At 68.0% G+C, this 19,906-nt stretch carries 19 protein-coding genes and 1 riboswitch; of the genes, 8 read left to right on the top strand and 11 right to left on the bottom strand.

Going from position 1 to position 19,906, the window contains the following annotated elements; all coding sequences use genetic code 11:
* The first annotated feature begins 110 nt into the window (after positions 1 to 110).
* The 8 genes from KKR91_RS07365 (at position 111) to KKR91_RS07330 (ending at position 9,319) form a co-directional block, all read left to right on the top strand.
* The gene (locus KKR91_RS07365) at positions 111 to 986 is read left to right on the top strand and encodes an FAD binding domain-containing protein (RefSeq protein ID WP_210231039.1); all 876 of its coding nucleotides are present in this window, start codon (positions 111 to 113) and stop codon (positions 984 to 986) included.
* 17 nt (positions 987 to 1,003) lie between these two features.
* Entirely contained in the window at positions 1,004 to 1,597 is a 594-nt protein-coding gene (locus KKR91_RS07360; RefSeq protein ID WP_210231038.1) for a (2Fe-2S)-binding protein, read from the top strand.
* Complete coding sequence (locus tag KKR91_RS07355; RefSeq protein WP_210231037.1) at positions 1,594 to 3,987, top strand: aerobic carbon-monoxide dehydrogenase large subunit; 2,394 nt, start codon at positions 1,594 to 1,596, stop codon at positions 3,985 to 3,987. Before KKR91_RS07360 ends, KKR91_RS07355 begins: the two co-directional genes overlap by 4 nt.
* A gap of 86 nt (positions 3,988 to 4,073) precedes the next feature.
* Entirely contained in the window at positions 4,074 to 5,021 is a 948-nt protein-coding gene (locus KKR91_RS07350; RefSeq protein ID WP_210231036.1) for an XdhC family protein, read from the top strand.
* A complete protein-coding gene (locus KKR91_RS07345) occupies positions 5,005 to 5,940 on the top strand; it encodes an AAA family ATPase (RefSeq protein WP_210231035.1) in 936 nt (311 codons plus the stop codon). The genes KKR91_RS07350 and KKR91_RS07345 overlap by 17 nt, the downstream gene beginning before the upstream one ends.
* 5 nt (positions 5,941 to 5,945) lie before the next feature.
* The gene (locus KKR91_RS07340; RefSeq protein ID WP_210231034.1) at positions 5,946 to 7,259 is read left to right on the top strand and encodes a vWA domain-containing protein; all 1,314 of its coding nucleotides are present in this window, start codon (positions 5,946 to 5,948) and stop codon (positions 7,257 to 7,259) included.
* Positions 7,259 to 8,125 carry an SRPBCC family protein gene (locus KKR91_RS07335; RefSeq protein ID WP_210231033.1) on the top strand — a complete coding sequence of 289 codons (867 nt, stop codon included), beginning with the start codon at positions 7,259 to 7,261 and terminating at the stop codon, positions 8,123 to 8,125. Before KKR91_RS07340 ends, KKR91_RS07335 begins: the two co-directional genes overlap by 1 nt.
* 15 nt (positions 8,126 to 8,140) lie before the next feature.
* Positions 8,141 to 9,319, top strand: a complete 1,179-nt coding sequence (locus tag KKR91_RS07330; RefSeq protein WP_210231032.1) for an XdhC family protein — start codon at positions 8,141 to 8,143, stop codon at positions 9,317 to 9,319.
* A 35-nt stretch (positions 9,320 to 9,354) separates the two neighbouring features.
* Here the strand turns inward: KKR91_RS07330 and KKR91_RS07325 are convergent, their stop codons facing one another.
* The 11 genes from KKR91_RS07325 to fmt all read right to left on the bottom strand — a co-directional run bounded on the left by KKR91_RS07325 (position 9,355) and on the right by fmt (position 19,898).
* Complete coding sequence (locus KKR91_RS07325; RefSeq protein ID WP_210231031.1) at positions 9,355 to 9,753, bottom strand: hypothetical protein; 399 nt, start codon at positions 9,751 to 9,753, stop codon at positions 9,355 to 9,357.
* Positions 9,750 to 10,349, bottom strand: coding sequence for a DUF6434 domain-containing protein (locus KKR91_RS07320; protein WP_210231030.1), 600 nt, complete (start codon positions 10,347 to 10,349; stop codon positions 9,750 to 9,752). The genes KKR91_RS07325 and KKR91_RS07320 overlap by 4 nt, the downstream gene beginning before the upstream one ends.
* A gap of 670 nt (positions 10,350 to 11,019) precedes the next feature.
* The gene (locus tag KKR91_RS07315) at positions 11,020 to 11,547 is read right to left on the bottom strand and encodes a hypothetical protein (RefSeq protein WP_210231028.1); all 528 of its coding nucleotides are present in this window, start codon (positions 11,545 to 11,547) and stop codon (positions 11,020 to 11,022) included.
* Positions 11,548 to 12,042: 495 nt separating this feature from the next.
* On the bottom strand, positions 12,043 to 12,525 hold the full coding sequence (ribH, locus tag KKR91_RS07310) for a 6,7-dimethyl-8-ribityllumazine synthase (RefSeq protein WP_210231027.1): 483 nt from the start codon (positions 12,523 to 12,525) through the stop codon (positions 12,043 to 12,045).
* A gap of 32 nt (positions 12,526 to 12,557) precedes the next feature.
* Complete coding sequence (gene ribB, locus KKR91_RS07305) at positions 12,558 to 13,889, bottom strand: 3,4-dihydroxy-2-butanone-4-phosphate synthase (RefSeq protein WP_210231026.1); 1,332 nt, start codon at positions 13,887 to 13,889, stop codon at positions 12,558 to 12,560.
* The gene (locus tag KKR91_RS07300) at positions 13,886 to 14,557 is read right to left on the bottom strand and encodes a riboflavin synthase (RefSeq protein ID WP_210231025.1); all 672 of its coding nucleotides are present in this window, start codon (positions 14,555 to 14,557) and stop codon (positions 13,886 to 13,888) included. Before KKR91_RS07300 ends, ribB begins: the two co-directional genes overlap by 4 nt.
* A gap of 28 nt (positions 14,558 to 14,585) precedes the next feature.
* Positions 14,586 to 15,755 (bottom strand): bifunctional diaminohydroxyphosphoribosylaminopyrimidine deaminase/5-amino-6-(5-phosphoribosylamino)uracil reductase RibD, encoded by a 1,170-nt coding sequence (gene ribD / locus KKR91_RS07295; RefSeq protein WP_210231024.1) that lies wholly within the window; start codon positions 15,753 to 15,755, stop codon positions 14,586 to 14,588.
* A gap of 2 nt (positions 15,756 to 15,757) precedes the next feature.
* Positions 15,758 to 16,441, bottom strand: a complete 684-nt coding sequence (gene pnuC, locus KKR91_RS07290; RefSeq protein WP_210231023.1) for a nicotinamide riboside transporter PnuC — start codon at positions 16,439 to 16,441, stop codon at positions 15,758 to 15,760.
* A gap of 109 nt (positions 16,442 to 16,550) precedes the next feature.
* Positions 16,551 to 16,697: riboswitch (FMN riboswitch) on the bottom strand.
* Between the two features lie 65 nt (positions 16,698 to 16,762).
* Positions 16,763 to 17,428 carry a ribulose-phosphate 3-epimerase gene (gene rpe, locus KKR91_RS07285; protein ID WP_210231022.1) on the bottom strand — a complete coding sequence of 222 codons (666 nt, stop codon included), beginning with the start codon at positions 17,426 to 17,428 and terminating at the stop codon, positions 16,763 to 16,765.
* A 26-nt stretch (positions 17,429 to 17,454) separates the two neighbouring features.
* Positions 17,455 to 18,972 (bottom strand): RsmB/NOP family class I SAM-dependent RNA methyltransferase, encoded by a 1,518-nt coding sequence (locus tag KKR91_RS07280; RefSeq protein ID WP_210231021.1) that lies wholly within the window; start codon positions 18,970 to 18,972, stop codon positions 17,455 to 17,457.
* On the bottom strand, positions 18,969 to 19,898 hold the full coding sequence (gene fmt / locus KKR91_RS07275) for a methionyl-tRNA formyltransferase (protein ID WP_210231020.1): 930 nt from the start codon (positions 19,896 to 19,898) through the stop codon (positions 18,969 to 18,971). Before fmt ends, KKR91_RS07280 begins: the two co-directional genes overlap by 4 nt.
* Between the last annotated feature and the right edge of the window lie 8 nt (positions 19,899 to 19,906).

The raw sequence follows: 19,906 nt of genomic DNA, 5'->3' as shown, positions 1-19,906 counted from the left end.
TGACACCCCCTCGAGCGGGGAGCAACCTTGCGAAACAGCGCTGCTCACGGTGCCTACGGCACTGCCCTGGGGGAACAGCGGGCACAGCAACGGATATCAAAGGGGATATCGTGCAGATACCGGCTCCATTTGACTACGCGCGTGCCGCCGATGTGGCGGACGCAATCGCCCTGCTTGACCGCTACGGACCCGAATCCCGGCTGGTCGCGGGCGGCCACAGCCTCCTGCCCATGATGAAACTGCGCCTGGCCCGGCCCGAGTGGCTGATCGACATCAACGACCTGTTCGAACTGGACTTCATCGTCCGGGAACCGGACCGGCTGCGCGTGGGCGCCCTGACCCGGCACACCACGCTGCTGGAATCTTCCGAAACCGGGCGGCTGTTCCCGATCATCGCCGAGGCCGAACGGTTCATCGCGGACCCGGTGGTCCGCAACCGCGGCACCATCGGCGGTTCGCTCTGCCAAGCCGATCCTGCCGAGGACCTCTCCACCGTCTGCACGGTCCTGCGGGCAGAGGTGCTGCTGCGCGGACCCGGCGGCGAGCGCCGGCTGAGCATGGATGAGTTCCACCGCGGCGCCTACGAAACCGCTGCCGCTCCCAACGAAGTGCTCTGCGAAGTCAGCTTCCCGATCGTCCCCGGACAGGGCAGCTCCTACGAAAAGGTGGAGCGTCGCGTCGGTGACTGGGCCATCACCGCCGCCGGAGCCGCCGTCGCCCTCTTACCGGACGGCACCATCTCCGCCGCCTCGATCGGGCTGACCGCGGTAGGGCTGGACGGCACCGCCACGGCAGCGGAAGAAGTGCTGCTGGGCGAACCCCCCACCCCCGCCGTCATCGATGAAGCCGCCCGCCTGGCCGCGGCCGCCTGCAACCCGGTTGCGGACACCCGCGGGCCGATCGATTACAAGCGCCACCTCGCCGAAGAACTCACCCGCCGCGTGCTCACCCGTTCCTGTGACCGCGCCGTCCCCCAGGAGCGCTGACCACTGTGGAAATCCGAATGAACATCAATGACACGGACGTCACCGGCGAGGCCGAACCCCGGGTGCTGCTGGTGCACTACCTCCGGGAAAACCTCGGCATGACCGGCACCCACTGGGGCTGCGACACCACCAACTGCGGTGCCTGCGTGGTGCTGATGGACGGTGAGCCGGTGAAGTCCTGCACGGTGCTGGCCGCCATGGCCGACGGACACTCCATCCGCACCGTCGAGGGCCTGGAGACCAACGGCCGGCTGGACCCGGTGCAGCAGGGCTTCATGGCCGAACACGGACTGCAGTGCGGCTTCTGCACCCCCGGGATGATGCTGACCGCCCGCGCGCTGCTGGATAAGAACCCGGCGCCCGACGACGGCGAGATCCGCGAGGCCATCTCCGGGCAGATCTGCCGCTGCACCGGGTACACCACGATTGTCCGCTCCATTCAGTGGGCGGCCGAGCATCCGGAGCCGGACGGGTTTGGGGTGGAAAGCGGGTACGACGGCGAATTCGCCAACGATGTGGACATCCGGGACATTCCGGAGACCGCCGCGAACGTCACCGCTGCCGGCGACGGAGCTGACGGCGTGACCAGCGAGGAGGACACCAAGCCATGACACTGACTCCGGAACGGGAAGCCAACCACGCCGCCGACAGCCCGGACCGTCCGATCGGTTTCGGGCGGATCCAGCGCAAGGAGGACCCGCGGTTTGTCCGCGGCCGCGGGAACTATGTGGACGACATCGTGCTGCCGGGCATGCTGCACGGCGCGATTCTCCGCTCCCCCCTGGCCCATGCCCGGCTGGTCTCCATCGACACCTCCGAGGCGCTGGCCCATCCGAAGGTGGTGGCGGTCATTACCGGCAAGGACCTGGAAGCCCTGAACCTGGCCTGGGCCCCCACGCTCTCGGCCGATGTGCAGGCGGTGCTGGCCACCGACAAGGTCCGCTTCCAGGGCCAGGAGGTCGCCTTCGTGGTCGCGGAAGACCGCTACGCCGCGCGCGACGCACTGGAACTGATCGAGGTGGAGTACGAGGCGTTGCCCCCGGTGATCGACGCCCGCCGCGCCCTGGATCCGGACGCCGCCGTCATCCGGGACGAGCTGCCGGGCCGCACCGACAACCACATCTTCGACTGGGAGGCCGGGGACGCGGCCGAGACGGACGCCGTGTTCGCGCGGGCCGACGTCGTCGTCGACCAGGAGATCATTTACCCGCGCGTGCATCCGGCGCCGATGGAAACCTGCGGCGCGGTCGCTGACTTTGAACCGGTGGAGGGCAAGCTCACCCTCTACGAGACCTCCCAGGCCCCGCATGCCCACCGCACCCTGTTCGCCATGGTCGCCGGCATCCCCGAGCACAAAATCCGGGTGGTCTCCCCCGACATCGGCGGCGGTTTCGGCAACAAGGTCGGGATCTATCCCGGCTACATCCTGGCCGTGGTGGGCTCGATCGTGACCGGCCGGCCGGTGAAGTGGGTGGAGGACCGCTCCGAGAACCTGATGTCCACCTCCTTCGCCCGGGACTACATCATGCAGGGGCAGATCGCCGCCACCGCCGACGGCAGGATCCTGGGCCTGCGCACCAACGTGCTGGCCGACCACGGCGCCTTCAACGCCACCGCCCAGCCCACCAAGTATCCGGCCGGTTTCTTCCACATCTTCACCGGCAGCTACGACCTGGAAGCCGCCCACTGCAAGGTCACCGGTGTCTACACCAACAAGGCCCCCGGCGGCGTGGCCTACGCCTGCTCCTTCCGCGTCACCGAAGCGGTGTACCTGGTGGAACGGCTGGTGGACATGCTGGCGCAGCGGCTGGACATGGATCCGGCGGAGCTGCGGCTGAAGAACTTCATCCAGCCCGAGCAGTTCCCGTACAAGAACAAGACCGGCTGGGAATACGACTCCGGCAACTATGAACCGGCGCTCCGCAAGGCCCTGGACATGGTTGGCTACGACGAACTGCGCGTCGAACAGGCGGAGAAGCGGGCCCGCGGGGAGCTGATGGGCATCGGGATCTCGTTCTTCACCGAAACCGTGGGTGCCGGTCCGCGCAAGCATATGGACATTGTGGGCCTTGGCATGGCCGACGGCGCAGAGCTGCGGATCCATCCCACCGGCAAGGCCGTGGTGCGGATCTCCGTGCAGAGCCAGGGGCAGGGCCACGAGACCACCTTCGCGCAGATCGTTGCCGAGGAGCTGGGCATTCCGCCGGAGGACATCGACGTGGTGCACGGCGACACCGACCAGACCCCGTTCGGGCTGGGCACCTACGGCAGCCGCTCCACCCCGGTCAGCGGCGGCGCGGTGGCGCTGGTCTCCCGCAAGATCCGCGACAAGGCCCGGCTCATCGCCGCGGCCATGCTGGAGACCCGTCCCGAGGACCTGGAATGGGAGAAGGGACGCTGGTTCGTCAAGGGCGATCCCTCGGCCGCCAAGACCATGGCCGAGATCGCCATGGGTGCGCACGGCACTATCACCCTGCCCGACGGCGTGGACGGGAACCTCGATGCCGAAGTCACCTACGACCCGCCGAACCTGACCTTCCCGTTCGGGGCATACATCTGCGTGGTGGACATTGATCCGGGCACTGCCCGGGTGAAGGTCCGCCGGTTCGTGGCCGTGGACGACTGCGGCACCCGGATCAACCCGATGATCATCGAGGGCCAGCTGCACGGCGGGCTGGCCGACGGCGTGGGCATGGCGCTGATGGAGATCATCGAGTTCGACGACGAGGGCAACTGCCTGGGCGGGTCGCTGATGGATTACCTCATCCCCACCGCTATGGAGGTGCCCACCTGGGAAAGCGGCCACACCGTCACCCCGTCCCCGCATCATCCGATCGGCGCCAAGGGTGTGGGTGAATCCGCCACGGTCGGCTCGCCGCCGGCCATCGTCAACGCCGTGGTGGATGCCCTGGCCCCGTTCAACGTGGCGCACATGGACATGCCCTGCACCCCGGCCCGGGTCTGGGCCGCGATGCAGGGCCGGGCGACGCCGCCGATCTAAGCCGGTCCTTCGCCGTCCCGTCCTTTCGCCTCCCGTCCTATTCCGCCCAGCCCCACCCCATCCCGTCGACCCGAAGGAAACCAAGGATGAACGATCTGCCCGCAGACCTCGCCCAGCGGGCGCTGGCGCACGAGGCACGGAACGAACCCTATGTGCGGGCCACGGTGGTCCGAGCTGAGCGCCCGGCCAGTGCCCGGGCCGGGGACACCGCGCTGCTGGACGCCGACGGCACCCTGCACGGGTTCGTGGGCGGCCACTGCGTGCAGGGCTCCGTGCGTGACTACGGCCTGCAGACCCTGGCCAGCGGCGAACCGCTGCTGCTGCGGGTGCTGCCCGGCGCACCGTCCCGCACCGCCGGCGAGGGTGCGGTGGAAGTATCCAACCCCTGCCTGAGTGGAGGAGCCATCGAAATTTTCCTGCAGCCGCAGCTGCCCGCACCCCACCTGCTCGTTTTCGGCGACACTCCGGTGGCCCGCGCACTGCGCGCGTTGGGCGCCTGCCTGGACCTTGATGTCGAGCTGGCGGACGGCAGCGCCGCTTCACCGGCCGCCGGGGATGCCGCCGTCATCGTTGCCTCCCACGGCGAGGACGAGGAACCCGCACTCGCCGCCGCGCTTGCTGCCGGTGTCCCGTACATCGCCCTCGTTGCCAGCGCCAAGCGGGCGGCAGCGGTACTCGCGTCGCTGGACGTCGACGACGACGCGCGGCAGCGCATCCACAGTCCCGCCGGCCTGCCGCTGGGCGCCCGCACCCCGGCCGAAACGGCACTGTCCATCCTGGCCGAATTCACCGCGCTCCGGGCTCAGGCCCGGGACGAGGGCACAGAGAGCACAGAGAGCACAGACCACGCGGAACCCGCCGACCAAGCACTGGCCGGCAGCACGCAGGCGGTGGACCCGGTCTGCGGCATGCACGTCACCGTCGCCGCGGGCACGCTGCAGGCCACGGCGGGAGGGGTCGTGACGTACTTCTGCTCTCCCAGCTGCCGTCTGGCCTTTGTTGCTGAGCCGGACCGCTATGCAGCCCTCTCCTGAGACAGCGGCCGCCGGGACGGATTCACGCCCGGGTGCTCCGGCTGACCTCTTTCCGGATGCGGGGTCGCTCGCGGATGCCCTGGACGGGATCGACTATCTGGCGGACCCGGGCCTGGCCACCGCGCTGTTCCTGGCGGTCCGGCTCCCCCAGCCGATCCTGCTCGAGGGCGAGCCCGGCGTCGGCAAGACCGAGGCCGCCAAGGCCCTGGCCACCCTGCTGGACACCCCGCTCTACCGGCTGCAGTGCTACGAGGGCATCGACGCCGCCGAGGCCCTGTACGAATGGAACTATCCCCGCCAGCTGCTGGGGATCCGGGTCGCCGAGGCAGGCGGCACCACGGTGCAGGAATCGGATCTGTATAACGCCGGTTACCTGCTCCGGCGGCCGCTGCTGCAGGCTCTCGAGCATCCCGGCCCACGGCCGGCGGTGCTGTTGCTGGACGAGATCGACCGGGCGGACGCCGAATTCGAGGCCTTCACCTTCGAACTGCTCGCCGAGGCAGCTGTGACCATCCCGGAGCTGGGAACCGTGAGGGCCGCCTTTCCGCCCATCGTGGTCCTGACCTCGAACCGCACCCGGGACCTGCACGACGCACTGACCCGCCGCTGCCTCTACCACTGGATTGACTACCCCGCCCCGGAACGGGTCGCCGAGATCATCCGCCGCCGCGTCCCGGCTGCCCGCGGCCCGCTGGCGCTGGAAGCCGCCGATGCCCTGGGCCGGCTGCGGAGCCTTGATCTGGCCAAACCTCCGGGAATCTCCGAGGCCATCGACTGGGTGTCAGCCCTGGCACTGCTGGATGTGGAACATCTGAGTGCGGCGGCCGTGGACAGCACCTGGGGAACAGTGCTGAAGAACCGCGATGACCTGGACCTCGCCGTCGCGCGTGGCTCCGGCTGGCTGGCTGGCGGACCGTGACCGTCATGAGGGAACAACGCGATGCGGCAACGCCGCTGACTTCGGCAGGACAGAGGGGGCTGCCGGGGCCGGGAATCCCCCGCTTCGAGACGGCCGCCTTTGCCGCCGGGCTGGGCACCGCACTGCGCCGCGCCGGAATTGGCGGGTCCCCGGACCGGTCCGCCCGGCTGGCGCAGGCCCTGGCGCTGGTGCCCCCGGCCGGCCGCAGCGACCTGTATTGGACCGCGCGGGTGGTAATGCTCCGCGACGCCACGCAGATTCCCGTGTTCGACGCCGTGTTCGCGGCCCTGTTCGACGGGCTGCTCGATCCCGCGGACAGCCGCGGTGACCCCAATGCAGCGCCCGCCGTCGGCTCCGAACCCCGGCCGCGTCCGGCTAGTGAGCGAGCCCGCCGGGTGCAGCCGCCCGACAGCCCGGAGGCTGATGCCCCCCAGCCGCCGGTTCCGGCCACCCCCGGCGGTGACGGCGCCGCCGGAGAGCCGGTGCGGGACGCGGTGCTGATGGTCAGCTCCGACCAGGAGCACCTGCATTCAAAGAACTTCGCCGAGCTCAGTGACGCCGAGATCGCGCGGATGCAACGGCTTGCCGGGTCGATCGCGCTCTCCACCCCCAGGCGCCGGACCCGGCGGACGCGTCCCTCCGGGCACGGCGGGCGGCTGGACCCGCGGCGCAGCGCCCGGGCAGCACGGCGGACCGGCGGCATTCCGGTGACGCTCGTGCGGGCCGAACGGACAACCGCGCAGCGGCGGCTGGTCCTGCTCTGCGACGTCTCCGGTTCCATGAGTGCCTTCACCCGCGTGTATCTGTCGCTGCTGCACGGCGCCGTCAGCAGTTCCCGGGCCGAGGCCTTTGTTTTCTCCACCGATTTGACCCGGCTGACCCGGCAGCTCTCCGTGCAGCATCCCGATACCGCCCTGGCCCAGGCCGCGGCAGGCACCGACGACTGGGACAGCGGAACCCGGCTCGCCACCGGACTGCGCCTGTTCCTGGACCGGTACGGGCGGCGCGGAATGGCGCGCGGCGCCGTCGTCATCATTTTTTCGGACGGCTGGACCCAGGATGACCCTGTGCAGGTGGACCGCGAAATGGCCAGGCTGCAGCGCCTGGCGCACCGGATTATCTGGGTGAATCCCCGCCTAGCCGCCCCGGGCTTTGAACCGCTGGCCGGCGGGATGGCCGCAGCCCTCCCCTATTGTTCAGCGTTTGTCAGCGGCCACAGTTATGCGGCGCTCACCGAACTGGCCGACGCCTTGACCGGGCCCGAACCCGCTGGGCCGCCGCAGTTGAAGAACCCACCGTCGACGAACAGGATCAGCTAATGGATATTGACAGCACGTTCACCGTTGCAGCGCCCATCGACGATGTCTGGGAGACGGTGATGGACGTCGAATCCGTCACCGGGTGCATTCCCGGCGCGGAGGTCCTGAACAAGCTCAACGATGACGCCTACCAGATCGGGATGAAGGTCAAGCTCGGTCCGGTCTCGCTCCAGTACCGCGGCCAGCTCAACGTGCTCGAACGGGATGCGGCGTCGCACCGGGCCGTGCTGCAGGGCACGGCGAAGGAGACCCGCGGCCAGGGCACGGCGCAGGCAACCGTGGTCCTTCAGCTCGAAGAGGCCGGTGACGGAACGCAGGGCCTGGTCAGCGCCGACGTCGCGCTCTCCGGCAAAGCCGCCGCGATGGGCAAGGGCGTCATCGGCAGCGTCACCGAGCAGCTGATGGGGGTCTTCGCCGCGAACCTGCAGGACCTGATCAACGACTCCCACGCCGGACAGGACACCGCCGATTTTCCGGCGCATCTGGCCGCCGTACCCGAACCAACCCCGGGAGCCGCCCAGACTCCCACGCCCGGCGGCCCGCACACCGGCGGCTACGACGACGCCGCGGCGCCGGCCAGCGGTCCTGCCCCTGCCGGACCGGCGCCATCACCGGAGGAGCCCCCGCGGCCGATCCCGTTGGCACCGCGGATGGCGCGGCCTGTTCCTGCCAGCAGGAGCTCCCGCGATGGCGGACCGGCCGGCCTGCGCCCGGGCCAGGGGTCAGACGGGCTGGACGGATTGGCCCTGGCCCGCGGCATGGTGGGAGAACAGCTGCGCCATCCCGCCGTCCAGCTCTGGCTCTATACGGCAGTGGCCGTCGTCGCCTATCAGTTGGGCCGCAGAGCCGCCCGGTACGGCAGCTAGGACGGAGGTACCGGCGTGCGTGATCTGCTCGATGCCCTCCTGCCCGAGTGGGAGGCCGGACGCACTGCTGCGCTGGCGACGGTGGTCCGGACGTTCGACTCGGCGCCGCGGCCGCCCGGTGCGGGGATGGTGGTAACCGGTGCCGACACGGTTACCGGATCGGTCTCCGGCGGCTGTGTTGAGGGTGCGGTGTATGAGCTGGGCAGCGGGTGCATCGGGGACGGGATTCCGGTGCTGGCCCGGTACGGGGTAAGCGACGACGACGCCTTCGCCGTCGGGCTGACCTGCGGTGGAACCATCGATGTGTTCGTGGAGCCGGTGTCCCGCTCCACGTTTCCGCAGCTTCCCGCCGTTGCAGCGGCCATCCGCGCCGGCCGGCCGGTCGGGGTGGCCACCGTGATTGAACATCCGGATCCGGCCCGGCTCGGAAGGCACCTGGTGCTGTCACCGGAGGGAACAACCGGCAGCCTCGGCAGCGACCGCGCGGACGAGGCCGTGGCCGATGATGCCCTGGGGCTGCTGGCGGCCGGCCGCAATGGCGTTTTAACCTACGGACCCGAAGGCGAACGCCTCGACGCCGGCATGAGCGTGTTCTTCGCGGCGTTTGCTCCCGCTCCGCGGCTGCTGGTCTTCGGCGCCATTGATTTCGCCTCCGCCCTGGCCCGTCTGGGCGCCTTCCTCGGCTATCGGGTGACGGTCTGCGACGCCCGGTCCGTGTTCGCCACGGCGGCACGGTTTCCCGATGCCGAGGAGGTGATTGTCGCGTGGCCGCATGACTACTATGCCGGCCAGATCCGGGACGGGTTGATCGATGCCCGCACCGTGGTGTGCGTGCTGACCCATGATCCGAAGTTCGATGTTCCGCTGCTCGAGGCGGTGCTTGATGGTCCCGCGGTGGCCTACATCGGCGCAATGGGGTCGCGCCGCACCCATGAGGACCGGATGCAGCGGCTGCTGGAGAGCGGGGTTGGCTCCGAGCAGCTGGCTCTCATCCACAGTCCGGTGGGCCTGGATCTGGGGGCGCGGACGCCGGAGGAAACCGCTGTGTCGATTGCCGCGGAGTTTATTTCCGAAGCCTGGGGCGGATCCAATATTCCGCTGCGGCTGCTCGACGAGCGGATCCACCACGATGAGATGCCTTCGCTCGGTGACGCTCCATCGCCCACTCACGCTGCACGGGAAAGCTCACGCTAGGTTCTGATCCCACCGGGACCCGGCGCCGCCACAAATTACACGTATTCCCCGGGAGCCGCCCCCATGGTGAACGCAAACACGGCGACGGTCATCAGTACGACTATGCAAAACGCCGCGAAGGGCATCCACATTCTCCATCTGGGAAGGTTGTAGCGGTAAGCCATTGTCAGTGCGAAAGCGAATGCCGCGCAGAACAGGAAAAGGAACCCAAAAACCATAAGACTGATCATCAGATCGCCCTCGTAGCATCCGGAGCCGTACCCGGTAGCCGGAGTGCAGGCCATTCGGTGCGGGTATGTTCCGAGAGCGGTTCCAAACATTGCAGCGGGCAGAAGGCACAGCACCGCGCCGGCCAGGATCGCAATCGCGCTCCCGATATGTCCACGGGTCGACGGATGAACCTCGTCGGGAATCGCAGTGGAGCCGGTGTTCATTTGTTTCCCCCGAGTCGTTGATCCGTTGGCTGGCTTCGATACAGATGCCACGCCGTCAACATCTGGTCCCTCGTGCCGTTTGGATTTAGGGAGTGCCAGGTTCTCGTGAACCGGTTGTATTCGAACTGGGGATCAATATCCTGCCGGCTTTCGTTGCGGGTTTGATGCCAATGGTCGACGGCGTCCTGCAGGGTTTGGGTGCCGTCTGCACCGGCAAAGAACTTGCGCATCGGCGCATCAAAATGAAAACCGGAACCAATGTGCCGGCTCATCCAGGTGCGGACAACCTGGCTGCACCGCTGGCCGGCGGGAATCACGGTCAAACCTGACAGTGGCTCCGTCAGTTGGGTAAGAGAGGCCTGCCGTGTTGGCCTCGGTTCGGTGAATTCCTGCCCGTCCAGGGCTGCAGCGATCCGCTGGGTGAGCAGGGCTTTGGTGCCCGTTGCCTTCTGCCCGGTGGACCGCGCAAAGTCCGCAAGCTCGTCTTTAAGCCAGTACCAGCGAAGGAATTCGGTGCCTGAGAGCCCGGGGCTCAGGGTCGGGCGGTTGGTCGCGGGCGTATTCACCGGGCAACTGTATCCAAGAAAACCACCCATGCCGTATATGGTCCACGCCCGGTTGCCGGGTCGGAAGGCCGCAGTGTTGTGACACCGCGGCCTCCCTGCCGGCACCGGCAAAGGCCGCCTGCACCTCCGGCCGGGCAAAACGTTCCTGCAGCTGGCTGGACTGAGACAGCTAGCCGCGCCGGGTGTAGTAGCCGTCGGTCCGGTCTGTGCCGCGCTCCAGGCCGTCCACGTCGGTGTAACTGCCCGGGTGGGGCCTGTCCGTGGCACCGGAAACGTAGGCTCCTTCAGACCGGGGGGCCTGGCGGGGCCGGTCATGGCGGTCGGTGTAGCTGCCCCCGCCACAATGCTGTACCGCCTCCGCAACGGACGACTGTTTACCTGTCCTCCGCTGCTCGGCGGGCCGGTTCGCTGAATCGGTCAATGATTCTCTCCTTCATAACGCTTTTTCGGGTGAGAGTCGGGCGGAGTAATGGAGTGCGGATTCCACACAGAAAGACACCGGCCGCAGCCGATGCCTCGCTCCTCAAGTATCCCAATCGCTCGAAAATGGTGTCAATTGAGGACTTGTCCGTGTGATAAACGGAACACCGCGTCAGGATGCGCGGAAGTCTTTGGCGATCTGTGAGATCGGGGCTTCGTGCTTCCGTGCAACAGCGACTGCATCGCGGCGTAACCCTGTGGCGAAAGACTGCGGCGGCCTTTAGAAATCCCCACCTGGGTAGATGCCCTCGGGCAAGGTGAAGCACGCAGATCCTGACGCGATACGGATTTCGTTTGGGGAGTCTCCTTCGGAGACGAGGTGGCTCTCCCCTGGAGCGGGCGGGTCGATCTGGATCCGATAGTTTTCATTTATATCCCTATCGACGGATACTTCGGTTCCGTTCGCCCGGTAGTGGGCTTCGATGGTTTTCACGATGGGCTCTATCTCGGTTCCTTCGGCGACCGTGACCGTCGTTGAAGCAGCCCAGTGGTGCTGGGTCTTGTTGCAGGACAGAAGCGTGCCCGTCTGCTGTTGATCGATTGAGAGAACAGCATCCTTCGGGATCAGTGCGGCGATCTCCCGTTCCATGGCCTGGGTGTGGGCTTTGGCTTCCTGCCAGGTGAGTTCAGCGTTCATCGGTTCCTTCTGTGTTTGAGCAGCCGTTGGCGCAGGTGGCTCGGTCGGATCTGCGTTTGGGTTTCCGGCACAACCGGCGAGCCCTAGCAGACCCACCAGCAACAACGTCATGGCACCGCTCCGCGCCCTCATCGAGTCACTATTCCGGGCATGTTTGCAAGCGCTTTCATGTTGTCCTCACTGGTGGAGGCGAAGAAGCTGTGGTTGTTCATGAGAATCTTCCCCTCTTCGCATCTCGACATGCGCCGATCAGACGATCGGCTACCCCTTTATTGAAATTCATCAAAGCTCCCCCAGATAAATAAACAGGCGCGCGCGCACCAACACGAAACCCTACCCAATACACCCGCTGGATTCTGGATCGTAACGATCACGAGGTGGAATCAGGCAAGGAGAAAGGCCCTGTTTCCCTTCTTGCAAAGCGATACAGGGCCTTTCTCATTTTTCATTCGTGGTGACGGTGGAATTTTGAACCCATTGCCGGCGACAACTGATCAAACCTGATCACATCTTGTCACCCACACTTGTTAGGCGCAGTCCCACCGGCTTAACCCATTGGTCCGCCGTGGTGTCGCGGAGGATAGCCCAGCTGGAGGTAGGCGCGGATTAGGCCCCGGCACCCCGCAGCGCTGCCACGGTATTCACGGCAGCGGCCACCGCTTCATAGCCCTTGTCCTCGGAGGATCCGGGCAGGCCGGCCCGGTCCAGGCCCTGCTGCTCGGTGTCGCAGGTGAGCACACCGAAACCGATCGGCGTGCCGGTGCGGACGCTGACATCGGTCAGGCCGGTGGTGGCCGCCGAGCAGACGTAGTCGAAATGCGGGGTGCCGCCGCGGATGACGACGCCCAGTGCCACCACGGCGTCATAGTGCGGTGCCAGCCGGGCGGCAGCAACGGGCAGTTCGAAACTGCCGGGAACCCGGATCAGCTTCGGGGACAGGCCGGCATCCTCAACAGCACGCAGGGCACCGTTGATCAGCCCGTCCATGATCTCGGTGTGCCAGCTGGCAGCAACAATGGCCACGCTGATGTCCAGGCCCGCGGCCTTAATGCTGCTGACGTCGTTATCCGGTGCGCCGTGTCCGCTCATGGGTTCTGCTCCTTGGTGTTGGTGGGTGGTAGTCAGCCCTGCTGGACCGGCTGGGTCCGCAGCAGGGTCAGGTGGTGGTCCATGCGGTCCCGCTTGGTCTGCAGGTAGCGCTCGTTCTCAGCGCGGATCGGCACCTCCGAGGGCACCATCGCCTCCACGGTGACGCCGTACTGCTGCAGCTTCTCCCGCTTGGCCGGATTGTTGCTCAGCAGCCTGATCCGGTTCAGCCCCAGCCGGTGCAGGATCTCGGCAGCGGCCTGGTAGTCGCGGGCATCCACGGGAAGGCCGAGCTGTTCGTTGGCTTCCACCGTGTCCGCGCCGGCCTCCTGCAGGGCGTACGCCCGCAGTTTGTTCGCCAGGCCGATCCCGCGTCCCTCGTGCCCGCGCAGGTAAATGACGGTGCCGCCATGCAGGCTGATCAGCTCCAGCGCCTGCTCCAGCTGCTCCCCGCAGTCGCAGCGGTAGGAGCCAAAGACGTCACCGGTCAGGCACTCCGAATGAAGCCGCACCAGCGGAGCCCCGGATCCTGCGTCAGCCCCTGCGCTATCCGGCTGGAGCCCGGTTCCAGCAGCAGAGACAGTCATATGCTCGGCACCGGTCCGGGGGTCTGTCCAGGCGCGGGCGGTGAAGTCCCCGAAGGCGGTGGGCAGCTGGACCTCAGGGCCGGGAACGACACCGGCGCGCTCGGTTGCGTCCAGCTCGTCCAGGTACAGGGCCAGGTCCTCGATGGACACCAGCGGCACGCCGTGGGCATCGGCAAACCCGCGCAGCGCGGGCAGCCGCATCATGGACCCCTCGTCGTGGACCAGTTCAGCGATGACTCCCACCGGAGTGCAGCCGGCCAGCCGGGCCAGCTCCACGGCTGCCTCGGTGTGCCCGCGGCGGCCGCGGACGCCGTCGTCGTGCGCCCGAAGCGGGAAGACGTGGCCCGGCCGGGTGAGTTCGGAGGCCACCGCGGCGGGATCCGCAAGCACGCGGGCGGTCACCGCGCGGTCCGCGGCGCTGATGCCGGTACTGACGCCTGCGGCCGCGTCGCAGGAGACCGTGTACGCGGTGCCCTTGGCATCCTCATTCACTGCGGTCATGGGCGGCAGGTTCAGCCGGTCCGCATACTCGGACGGCAGCGGCACGCAGATGACGCCCGAGCTGTAGCGGACGGTCCACCCCATGAGTTCCGGGGTGGCGTGCTGCGCGGCGAAGATGATGTCGCCTTCGTTTTCGCGGTCTTCATCGTCGACGACGACGACGGGCCGGCCCGCGGCGATCGCTTCAACGGCCGCCGTGATGGAGTCCAGGCGGATGGCGATGGTGGGGTCCGCAGTGTCCCGCCAGGCGTCCTGCCGGGGCTCTTCTGCCGGGCTCATTCGGCACCGTCTTCCACGGCAGCCGCGTGCGCCGGCTTCCGCGGGTCGGTGAATGCAAGCAGGCGCTCGGCGTACTTGGCCAGCACATCCACCTCCAGATTCACGGGCGCGCCGGGCGCCAGGGCGCCCAGTCCGGTTTCGGCCAGCGTGGTCGGAATCAGGCCGACCTCAAACCACTGCTCCCCTTCACCGGCGTCGCTCACCGCGGTCACGGTGAGCGAGACGCCGTCGACGGCGATGGAGCCCTTTTCCGCAACATACCGGGCCAGCCGCTGCGGCACCGCGAAACGCAGCCGGTCCCAGTCGCCGAGGTTTTCGCGCTCCAGGAGCCGGCCTACGCCGTCGACGTGCCCCTGGACAACGTGGCCGTCCAGCCGCCCGCCGGCCGGCACGCACCGTTCCAGGTTCACGCGCGTGCCCGGACGCAGCCCGCCGGTGGTGGTGCGCTCCAGCGTCTCCCCCATCACGTCCACGGCGATCCGGTCACCGTCAACCGCGGTGGCCGTCAGGCACACCCCGTTCACGGCAATGGACCCGCCCAGCTCCAGCCCGGCACCCGTTTCCGGGGCGCTGATGATCAGTTCGGCGGAACCGCCAGCCTTGCCGGTTCCGGCCTTTGGGTTCAGGGATACAACGCTGCCCTGTTCAGCCACAATTCCGGTAAACACGCTTGTTTCCTCACGTTTGTTCAGTTCGTCAGTGTTCTGTGCGGGGTGGGTTCAGTTCGTCGGTGTTCATGCGTGGTGGGCCAGATCCGAGGTGATGCTCTGCAGGCGTGGCGCCGGTTTCCGGAACCGGTTCCAGCCGCAGCCGCAGATCCTGTCCCACCAGCCGTGCGGGACCGCCGTCAGTTACGTCCCAGCGCCAGCGTGAAGCATCGGCTAGGGTCTGCACGCCGAGGTCGCCGACTGCAGATGTGCCCGCACCCAGCAGCACCGGCGCCACATAGGCCACCAGTTCATCGGCCAGTCCGGCGCGCAGGAAAGCGCTGGCGACTTGCGCACCGCCCTCCACCATCAGATGCCGCACCCCGCGGCCGTACAGATCGCGGCAGATCACTTCAGGGTCGTGCGAGTCCAACTGCAGGAAACGCCCGTCGGTGCCGCGGATCGCAGCATTGTCCGGTACTGGCCGGTGCCCGACGACAACGCGCAGCGGCTGCCGCCGGGCGGCGCCACCGAGCTCGTCGCGGGCGGTCAGCTGCGGATCGTCGGCCAGCACGGTTCCGGTGCCGACGACGACGGCGTCAGCCCGGGAGCGGATCCCGTGGCCGTCGGTGCGGGCGGCGCTGCCGGTGATCCACTGGCTGGTGCCGTCCTCGGCGGCGGTCCGGCCGTCGAGGGTCTGCGCCGTCTTGACCGTGACGAAAGGCCGCCGCCCGGCCATGGCCAGGGCCCAACGGTGGTTCAGTTCCGCGGACTCGGCCGCCAGCAGGCCGCCCTCGGCATCAACCCCGGCCGCTGCCAGTGCGGCTGCTCCCCCGGCGGCTTCAGCGTTGGAGTCAGCGGCTGCATAAACCACGCGGGAGATCCCGGCGGCCAGGATCGCCTGCGAGCAGGGTCCCGTCCGCCCGGTGTGGTTGCACGGCTCCAGGGTCACCACCATGGTGGCTCCGGAGACGTCCGTTCCTGCCGCAGCTGCTGCTGCCAGGGCGTCGGCCTCGGCATGCGGGGTGCCGGCGCCGCGGTGATAGCCGTGGGCCAGGACCTGCCCTGCGGGGTCCAGGATCACGGCGCCGACAAGCGGGTTTGCGCCCCGCACCCCGCGGCGGGCCAGCTCCAGTGCCATGCCCATCGCCTCGGCCTCGGAGACAGGTCCCGGGCCCCAGCCGGCAAGTGCGCCGCTGTCGGATGTCGCCCCGCCCATGGTCAGCGCACCCGAGGGTCCGGCATCACGACGTCGACCCGGGGCTTTTCATCGTTCTTGGCCTTCCACCAGACGAAGAAGCCAATCAGGGTGAAGATGCCGTAGAAGAGGTACATAAACGCCGTGGCGTAGTAGCCGGTGCTGAAGAGCAGCGGCACTCCCACGATGTCCACCGCCACCCAGATCAGCCAGAACTCGACCCAGCCCTTGGCCATGCCGTAGGTGGCCAGCAGGGAGCCCACGAAGGTCCAGGCATCGGCCCAGACCGGTTCGTAGGAGCCAAGGCGGGCGAAGACCGGGGTCAGTGCCACGGTGCCGATCAGCAGAACGGCCACCAGGCCAATCCGCTCCCTGCCCGAGGCCCACTGCGGCGTGACGGCCTCACCGCCGTCGTGCTGGCTTTGCTTCCAGCGCCGCCAGCCGTACACCGCGACGATGATGAACATGATCTGCCGTCCGGCCTGGCCCAGCAGGGTCGCTGAATCAGCGGACCCGAACAGGGAGCCGAGGAACACGGTCAGAAGGAGGAGGTTGCCGATGATCCCCACCGGCCAGGCCCAGATTTTGCGGCGCATGCCGCCAAAGGCACTGAGGAGCCCGAATATATTGCCTACGACCTCTCGGACCAGCAGGGATGACGATCCCACCGGTACCTGAGCGTCAAAGAGCCACCGCAAAAAATCCATGTCGTTCCTATCCCTTAGCGGCGGCTCCGGGGGTTACGACAGTACGATGCATCAACGGCCTTGGCGTCCGCGCGTGCGGGGACGAAAAAGCCGTCGGTTCAACAAACTGCACGTGCTTCTCCCATCCAGACTTTAACTGTCGGTACTGGAGTTTCACCAGTTCAACCGCACCGCTTTTCCCGAGGGTTCGGGAGCTGCAGTGCGGGTCGCGGACTATAACCGCCGGTTCGGAATTACACCGACCCCGGAGCACGATTGATATTTCATTCTTGCACAGCCGCACCGGCTGCACATTATTACTGAAGCTTCAAGTAATAATGGTCACTTAGAGACGGCTTCCGCTGCCTCCCGGAGCTTGCGGATGGCCTCATTGGGGTCTCCGCTGCCGTAGACGGCCGATCCGGCCACGAACACGTTTGCGCCGGCTTCGGCTGCACGCTCGATGGTGTCCGCGGAGATGCCGCCGTCCACCTGCAGTGCCAGCGGCAGGCCGGAACCACGGATGGCCTCGGCCGCGCGGCGGATCTTCGGCAGCGTGATGTCCAGGAACTTCTGCCCGCCGAAGCCGGGCTCCACCGTCATGATCAGCAGCATGTCCAGTTCGGAGAGCATGTCCAGGTACGGCTCCACGGGTGTGGCAGGGCGCAATGCCATACCGGCCTTGGCACCGCGGTCGCGGATGTCCCGGGCCAGCTTCACCGGCGCCGCGGCGGCCTCCACGTGGAAGGTCACCGAGGCCAGGCCCAGTTCCGCGTAGGCCGGAGCCCAGCGGTCGGCGTCGGAAATCATCAGGTGTGCGTCCAGCGGCAGCGCACTGACCTCCTGGATCCGCTGCACCACCGGCAGTCCCAGGGTCAGGTTCGGCACAAAGTGGTTGTCCATGACGTCCACGTGGACGGCGTCGGCGGTGCTGATCCGCTCCAGCTCGGCCTGCAGGTTGACGAAGTCGGCCGAGAGGATGCTCGGGTTGATGCAGCACTTGCTCATGGTTCTCCTTGTGGACGGACTGAAAATCAGGGCTTGCGGCGGATCAGGGCCAGGAACATGGCGTCGGTCTGGTGGATGTGCGGCCACAGCTGCGCGGTCGACTCGTGGCCGGCACCCAGGTTTCCGGTGAGGCTGACGGCGTCCAGTGCGGCGCCTGAATCCAGCAGCTCCAGGTCGTTGCGCCGGCGCATCACATCGGCGACGACGGCGGTGGTCTCCGCCGGGTGCGGCGAGCAGGTCACGTACGCGACGACGCCGCCGGCCTTCACGGCATCCACGGCGGCGGTGAGCAGTTCACGCTGCAGCGCGCCGAGATCCCCGACGTCGGTGGGCTTGCGCCGCCAGCGTGATTCCGGGCGCCGGCGCAGGGCACCGAGTCCGGTGCAGGGGGCGTCCACGAGGATGCGGTCGAAGGTTTCCGGGTACTGTTCGGCGATGCTGCGGCCGTCCCCGGTGCGCACGTCCCAAACCTCGCCCGGAACGGCTTCCAGAGCCTGGCGGACCAGCTTCGCGCGGTGCGCCGCCGGCTCGTTGGCCAGCAGGATGGCGCCCTTTTCGTTGGCCAGGGCGGCCAGCAGTGCTGCCTTGCCGCCGGGACCGGCGCACAGGTCCAGCCACTGCTCGCCGTCGCGGCTGCCGTCCGCGGTGCGGTCTCCGATGTCGACGGCGGCCAGGGCGCGGGCCACCAGCTGCGAGCCGGCGTCCTGCACGCGGGTGGTGCCGGCACGGACGGAATCCAGGCGGCCGACGTCGCCGGCGGAGAAGAGTGCCGAATCCACCACGAGCTCGCCGTCGATGGCTCCGGCCTCGCGGGCTTCATCAAGGTTTCCCAGCCCGGGAAGGGCCACGAGGTTTACCACCGGGGCGGCGTTGTCCGCCTTGAGCAGGTCGGTGATTTCCTCGACACTGCGGCCGTGGGCCACCAGGGACTGCCGCAGGGCGCGGACGATCCACTCCGGGTGGCTGTGCTCAATGGCGGCACGGCGCGTGGGATCACTCTCGTCGCGGACCAGTTCCTCGATCCAGGCCTCCAGGTCCAGGGCGGTCACCTTGCGCAGCACGGCGTTGATCAGGGCAGAGGGTCCGGCGCCGATGACGGCGCGGGCCAGGCCCACGGTCTGGTCCAGGGCTGCATGGGCCGGAACGCGCATGGCCAGCAGCTGGTGCACACCGATGCGCAGGGCGTCCAGGACGGCCGGGTCGAGCTTGTCCAGCGGGCGGTCCACGCACTTGGCCAGGATGGCGTCGTAGGTGCCCTGTCCGCGCAGCGCGCCGTAGGCCAGTTCGGTGGCGAATCCGGCGTCGCGCTTGTCCAAGTGGTGCTTGCGGATGCTCTTGGGCAGCACCAGGTTGGCGTACGCGTCATCCTCGGAGACGGCGCGGAGCACTTCGAAGGCCACCAGCCGGGCCGGGTCCGCGGCGCGGGTGCGCTGGCCGGGGGCCTGCGCGGTACGGCTGCGGACGGCGGGACGGCTGCGTTCGTGTCCCTTCTCGTTGCGCTGCCTGTTCTGCGAATTCTGCGGGGTGCTGTTCTGGGGGGTCATTCGAAGACCACGTCCTCACGGTTGGCCAGGCCGCGGGCCCAGTCGGCCCCCGGCATCATTTTCTTGCCGGCGGGCTGTACCTGCTCCAGTTCCAGGCCGGCGGAACCGGTGCCCACGACGGCGGCTGCCTGCGTGCCGCCGGTGAAGCGGACCTGGCCCGGGGCCAGGTCGGTGATGTCCGGGCGCAGGGCCGCGGAGCCGATCTTGAAGCGGGCGCCGTCCCAAGTGGTCCAGGCTCCCGGTTCGGGGGTCACGCCGTTGATGCGGCGCCGGATGGCCAGCGCCGGCTGGGTCCAGGTCACGCGCGCGTCGTCGATGGTCAGTTTGGGAGCGAGCGTTACCTCGCCGGCCTGCGGAACGGCCTGCGCAGTGCCGGCATCAATCGCCGACAGGGTCTGCGCCAGCAGCACGGCGCCGCTGTGCGAGAGCCGTTCCAGCAGCGCACCGCTGGTGTCCTCGGGATGCAGGGTCTCGGTCAGCTGCCCGTACACCGGTCCGGTGTCCAGGCCCTTTTCGAGCAGGAAGGTGGAGGCTCCGGTGACGTCATCGCCGTTGATCACGGCGTGCTGCACCGGTGCCGCGCCACGCCAGGCGGGAAGCAGCGAAAAGTGCAGGTTGATCCAGCCGTGGGCGGGAATGGTCAGGGCCCGCTCGGGGATCAGCCCGCCGTACGCGACGATCGCGGCCACATCGGGGTTGGCGGCCTGGATGGCGGCGACGGCGTCGTCGTCAATCTTCGCCGCGCGGATCACGGGCAGGCCCAGTTCCTCGGCGCGGGCGGCAACGGGCGACGGCGTGAGCGTGCGCTTGCGGCCCAGCGGCGCGTCGGGGCGGGTCAGGACGGCGACGACGTCGAAGCCGGCTGCCAGCAGGGCGTCCAGGGACGGGACGGCAACGGACGGGGTGCCGGCGAAAAGTACGCGCATGGCCACGG

The organism is Arthrobacter jiangjiafuii, from assembly GCF_018622995.1.
Classification (GTDB): Bacteria; Actinomycetota; Actinomycetes; order Actinomycetales; family Micrococcaceae; genus Arthrobacter_B; species Arthrobacter_B jiangjiafuii.
This window is presented reverse-complemented; position numbering and strand designations above follow the sequence as displayed.

Coding starts and splice junctions, on each gene's coding strand:
- KKR91_RS07360 (WP_210231038.1), top strand. CDS start 1,004: ATGAACATCAATGACACGGACGTCACCGGCGAGGCCGAACCCCGGGTG.
- KKR91_RS07355 (WP_210231037.1), top strand. CDS start 1,594: ATGACACTGACTCCGGAACGGGAAGCCAACCACGCCGCCGACAGCCCG.
- KKR91_RS07350 (WP_210231036.1), top strand. CDS start 4,074: ATGAACGATCTGCCCGCAGACCTCGCCCAGCGGGCGCTGGCGCACGAG.
- KKR91_RS07345 (WP_210231035.1), top strand. CDS start 5,005: ATGCAGCCCTCTCCTGAGACAGCGGCCGCCGGGACGGATTCACGCCCG.
- KKR91_RS07340 (WP_210231034.1), top strand. CDS start 5,946: ATGAGGGAACAACGCGATGCGGCAACGCCGCTGACTTCGGCAGGACAG.
- KKR91_RS07335 (WP_210231033.1), top strand. CDS start 7,259: ATGGATATTGACAGCACGTTCACCGTTGCAGCGCCCATCGACGATGTC.
- KKR91_RS07325 (WP_210231031.1), bottom strand. CDS start 9,753: ATGAACACCGGCTCCACTGCGATTCCCGACGAGGTTCATCCGTCGACC.
- KKR91_RS07320 (WP_210231030.1), bottom strand. CDS start 10,349: ATGGGTGGTTTTCTTGGATACAGTTGCCCGGTGAATACGCCCGCGACC.
- KKR91_RS07315 (WP_210231028.1), bottom strand. CDS start 11,547: ATGACGTTGTTGCTGGTGGGTCTGCTAGGGCTCGCCGGTTGTGCCGGA.
- ribH (WP_210231027.1), bottom strand. CDS start 12,525: ATGAGCGGACACGGCGCACCGGATAACGACGTCAGCAGCATTAAGGCC.
- ribB (WP_210231026.1), bottom strand. CDS start 13,889: ATGAGCCCGGCAGAAGAGCCCCGGCAGGACGCCTGGCGGGACACTGCG.
- ribD (WP_210231024.1), bottom strand. CDS start 15,755: ATGGGCGGGGCGACATCCGACAGCGGCGCACTTGCCGGCTGGGGCCCG.
- pnuC (WP_210231023.1), bottom strand. CDS start 16,441: ATGGATTTTTTGCGGTGGCTCTTTGACGCTCAGGTACCGGTGGGATCG.
- rpe (WP_210231022.1), bottom strand. CDS start 17,428: ATGAGCAAGTGCTGCATCAACCCGAGCATCCTCTCGGCCGACTTCGTC.
- KKR91_RS07280 (WP_210231021.1), bottom strand. CDS start 18,972: ATGACCCCCCAGAACAGCACCCCGCAGAATTCGCAGAACAGGCAGCGC.
- fmt (WP_210231020.1), bottom strand. CDS start 19,898: ATGCGCGTACTTTTCGCCGGCACCCCGTCCGTTGCCGTCCCGTCCCTG.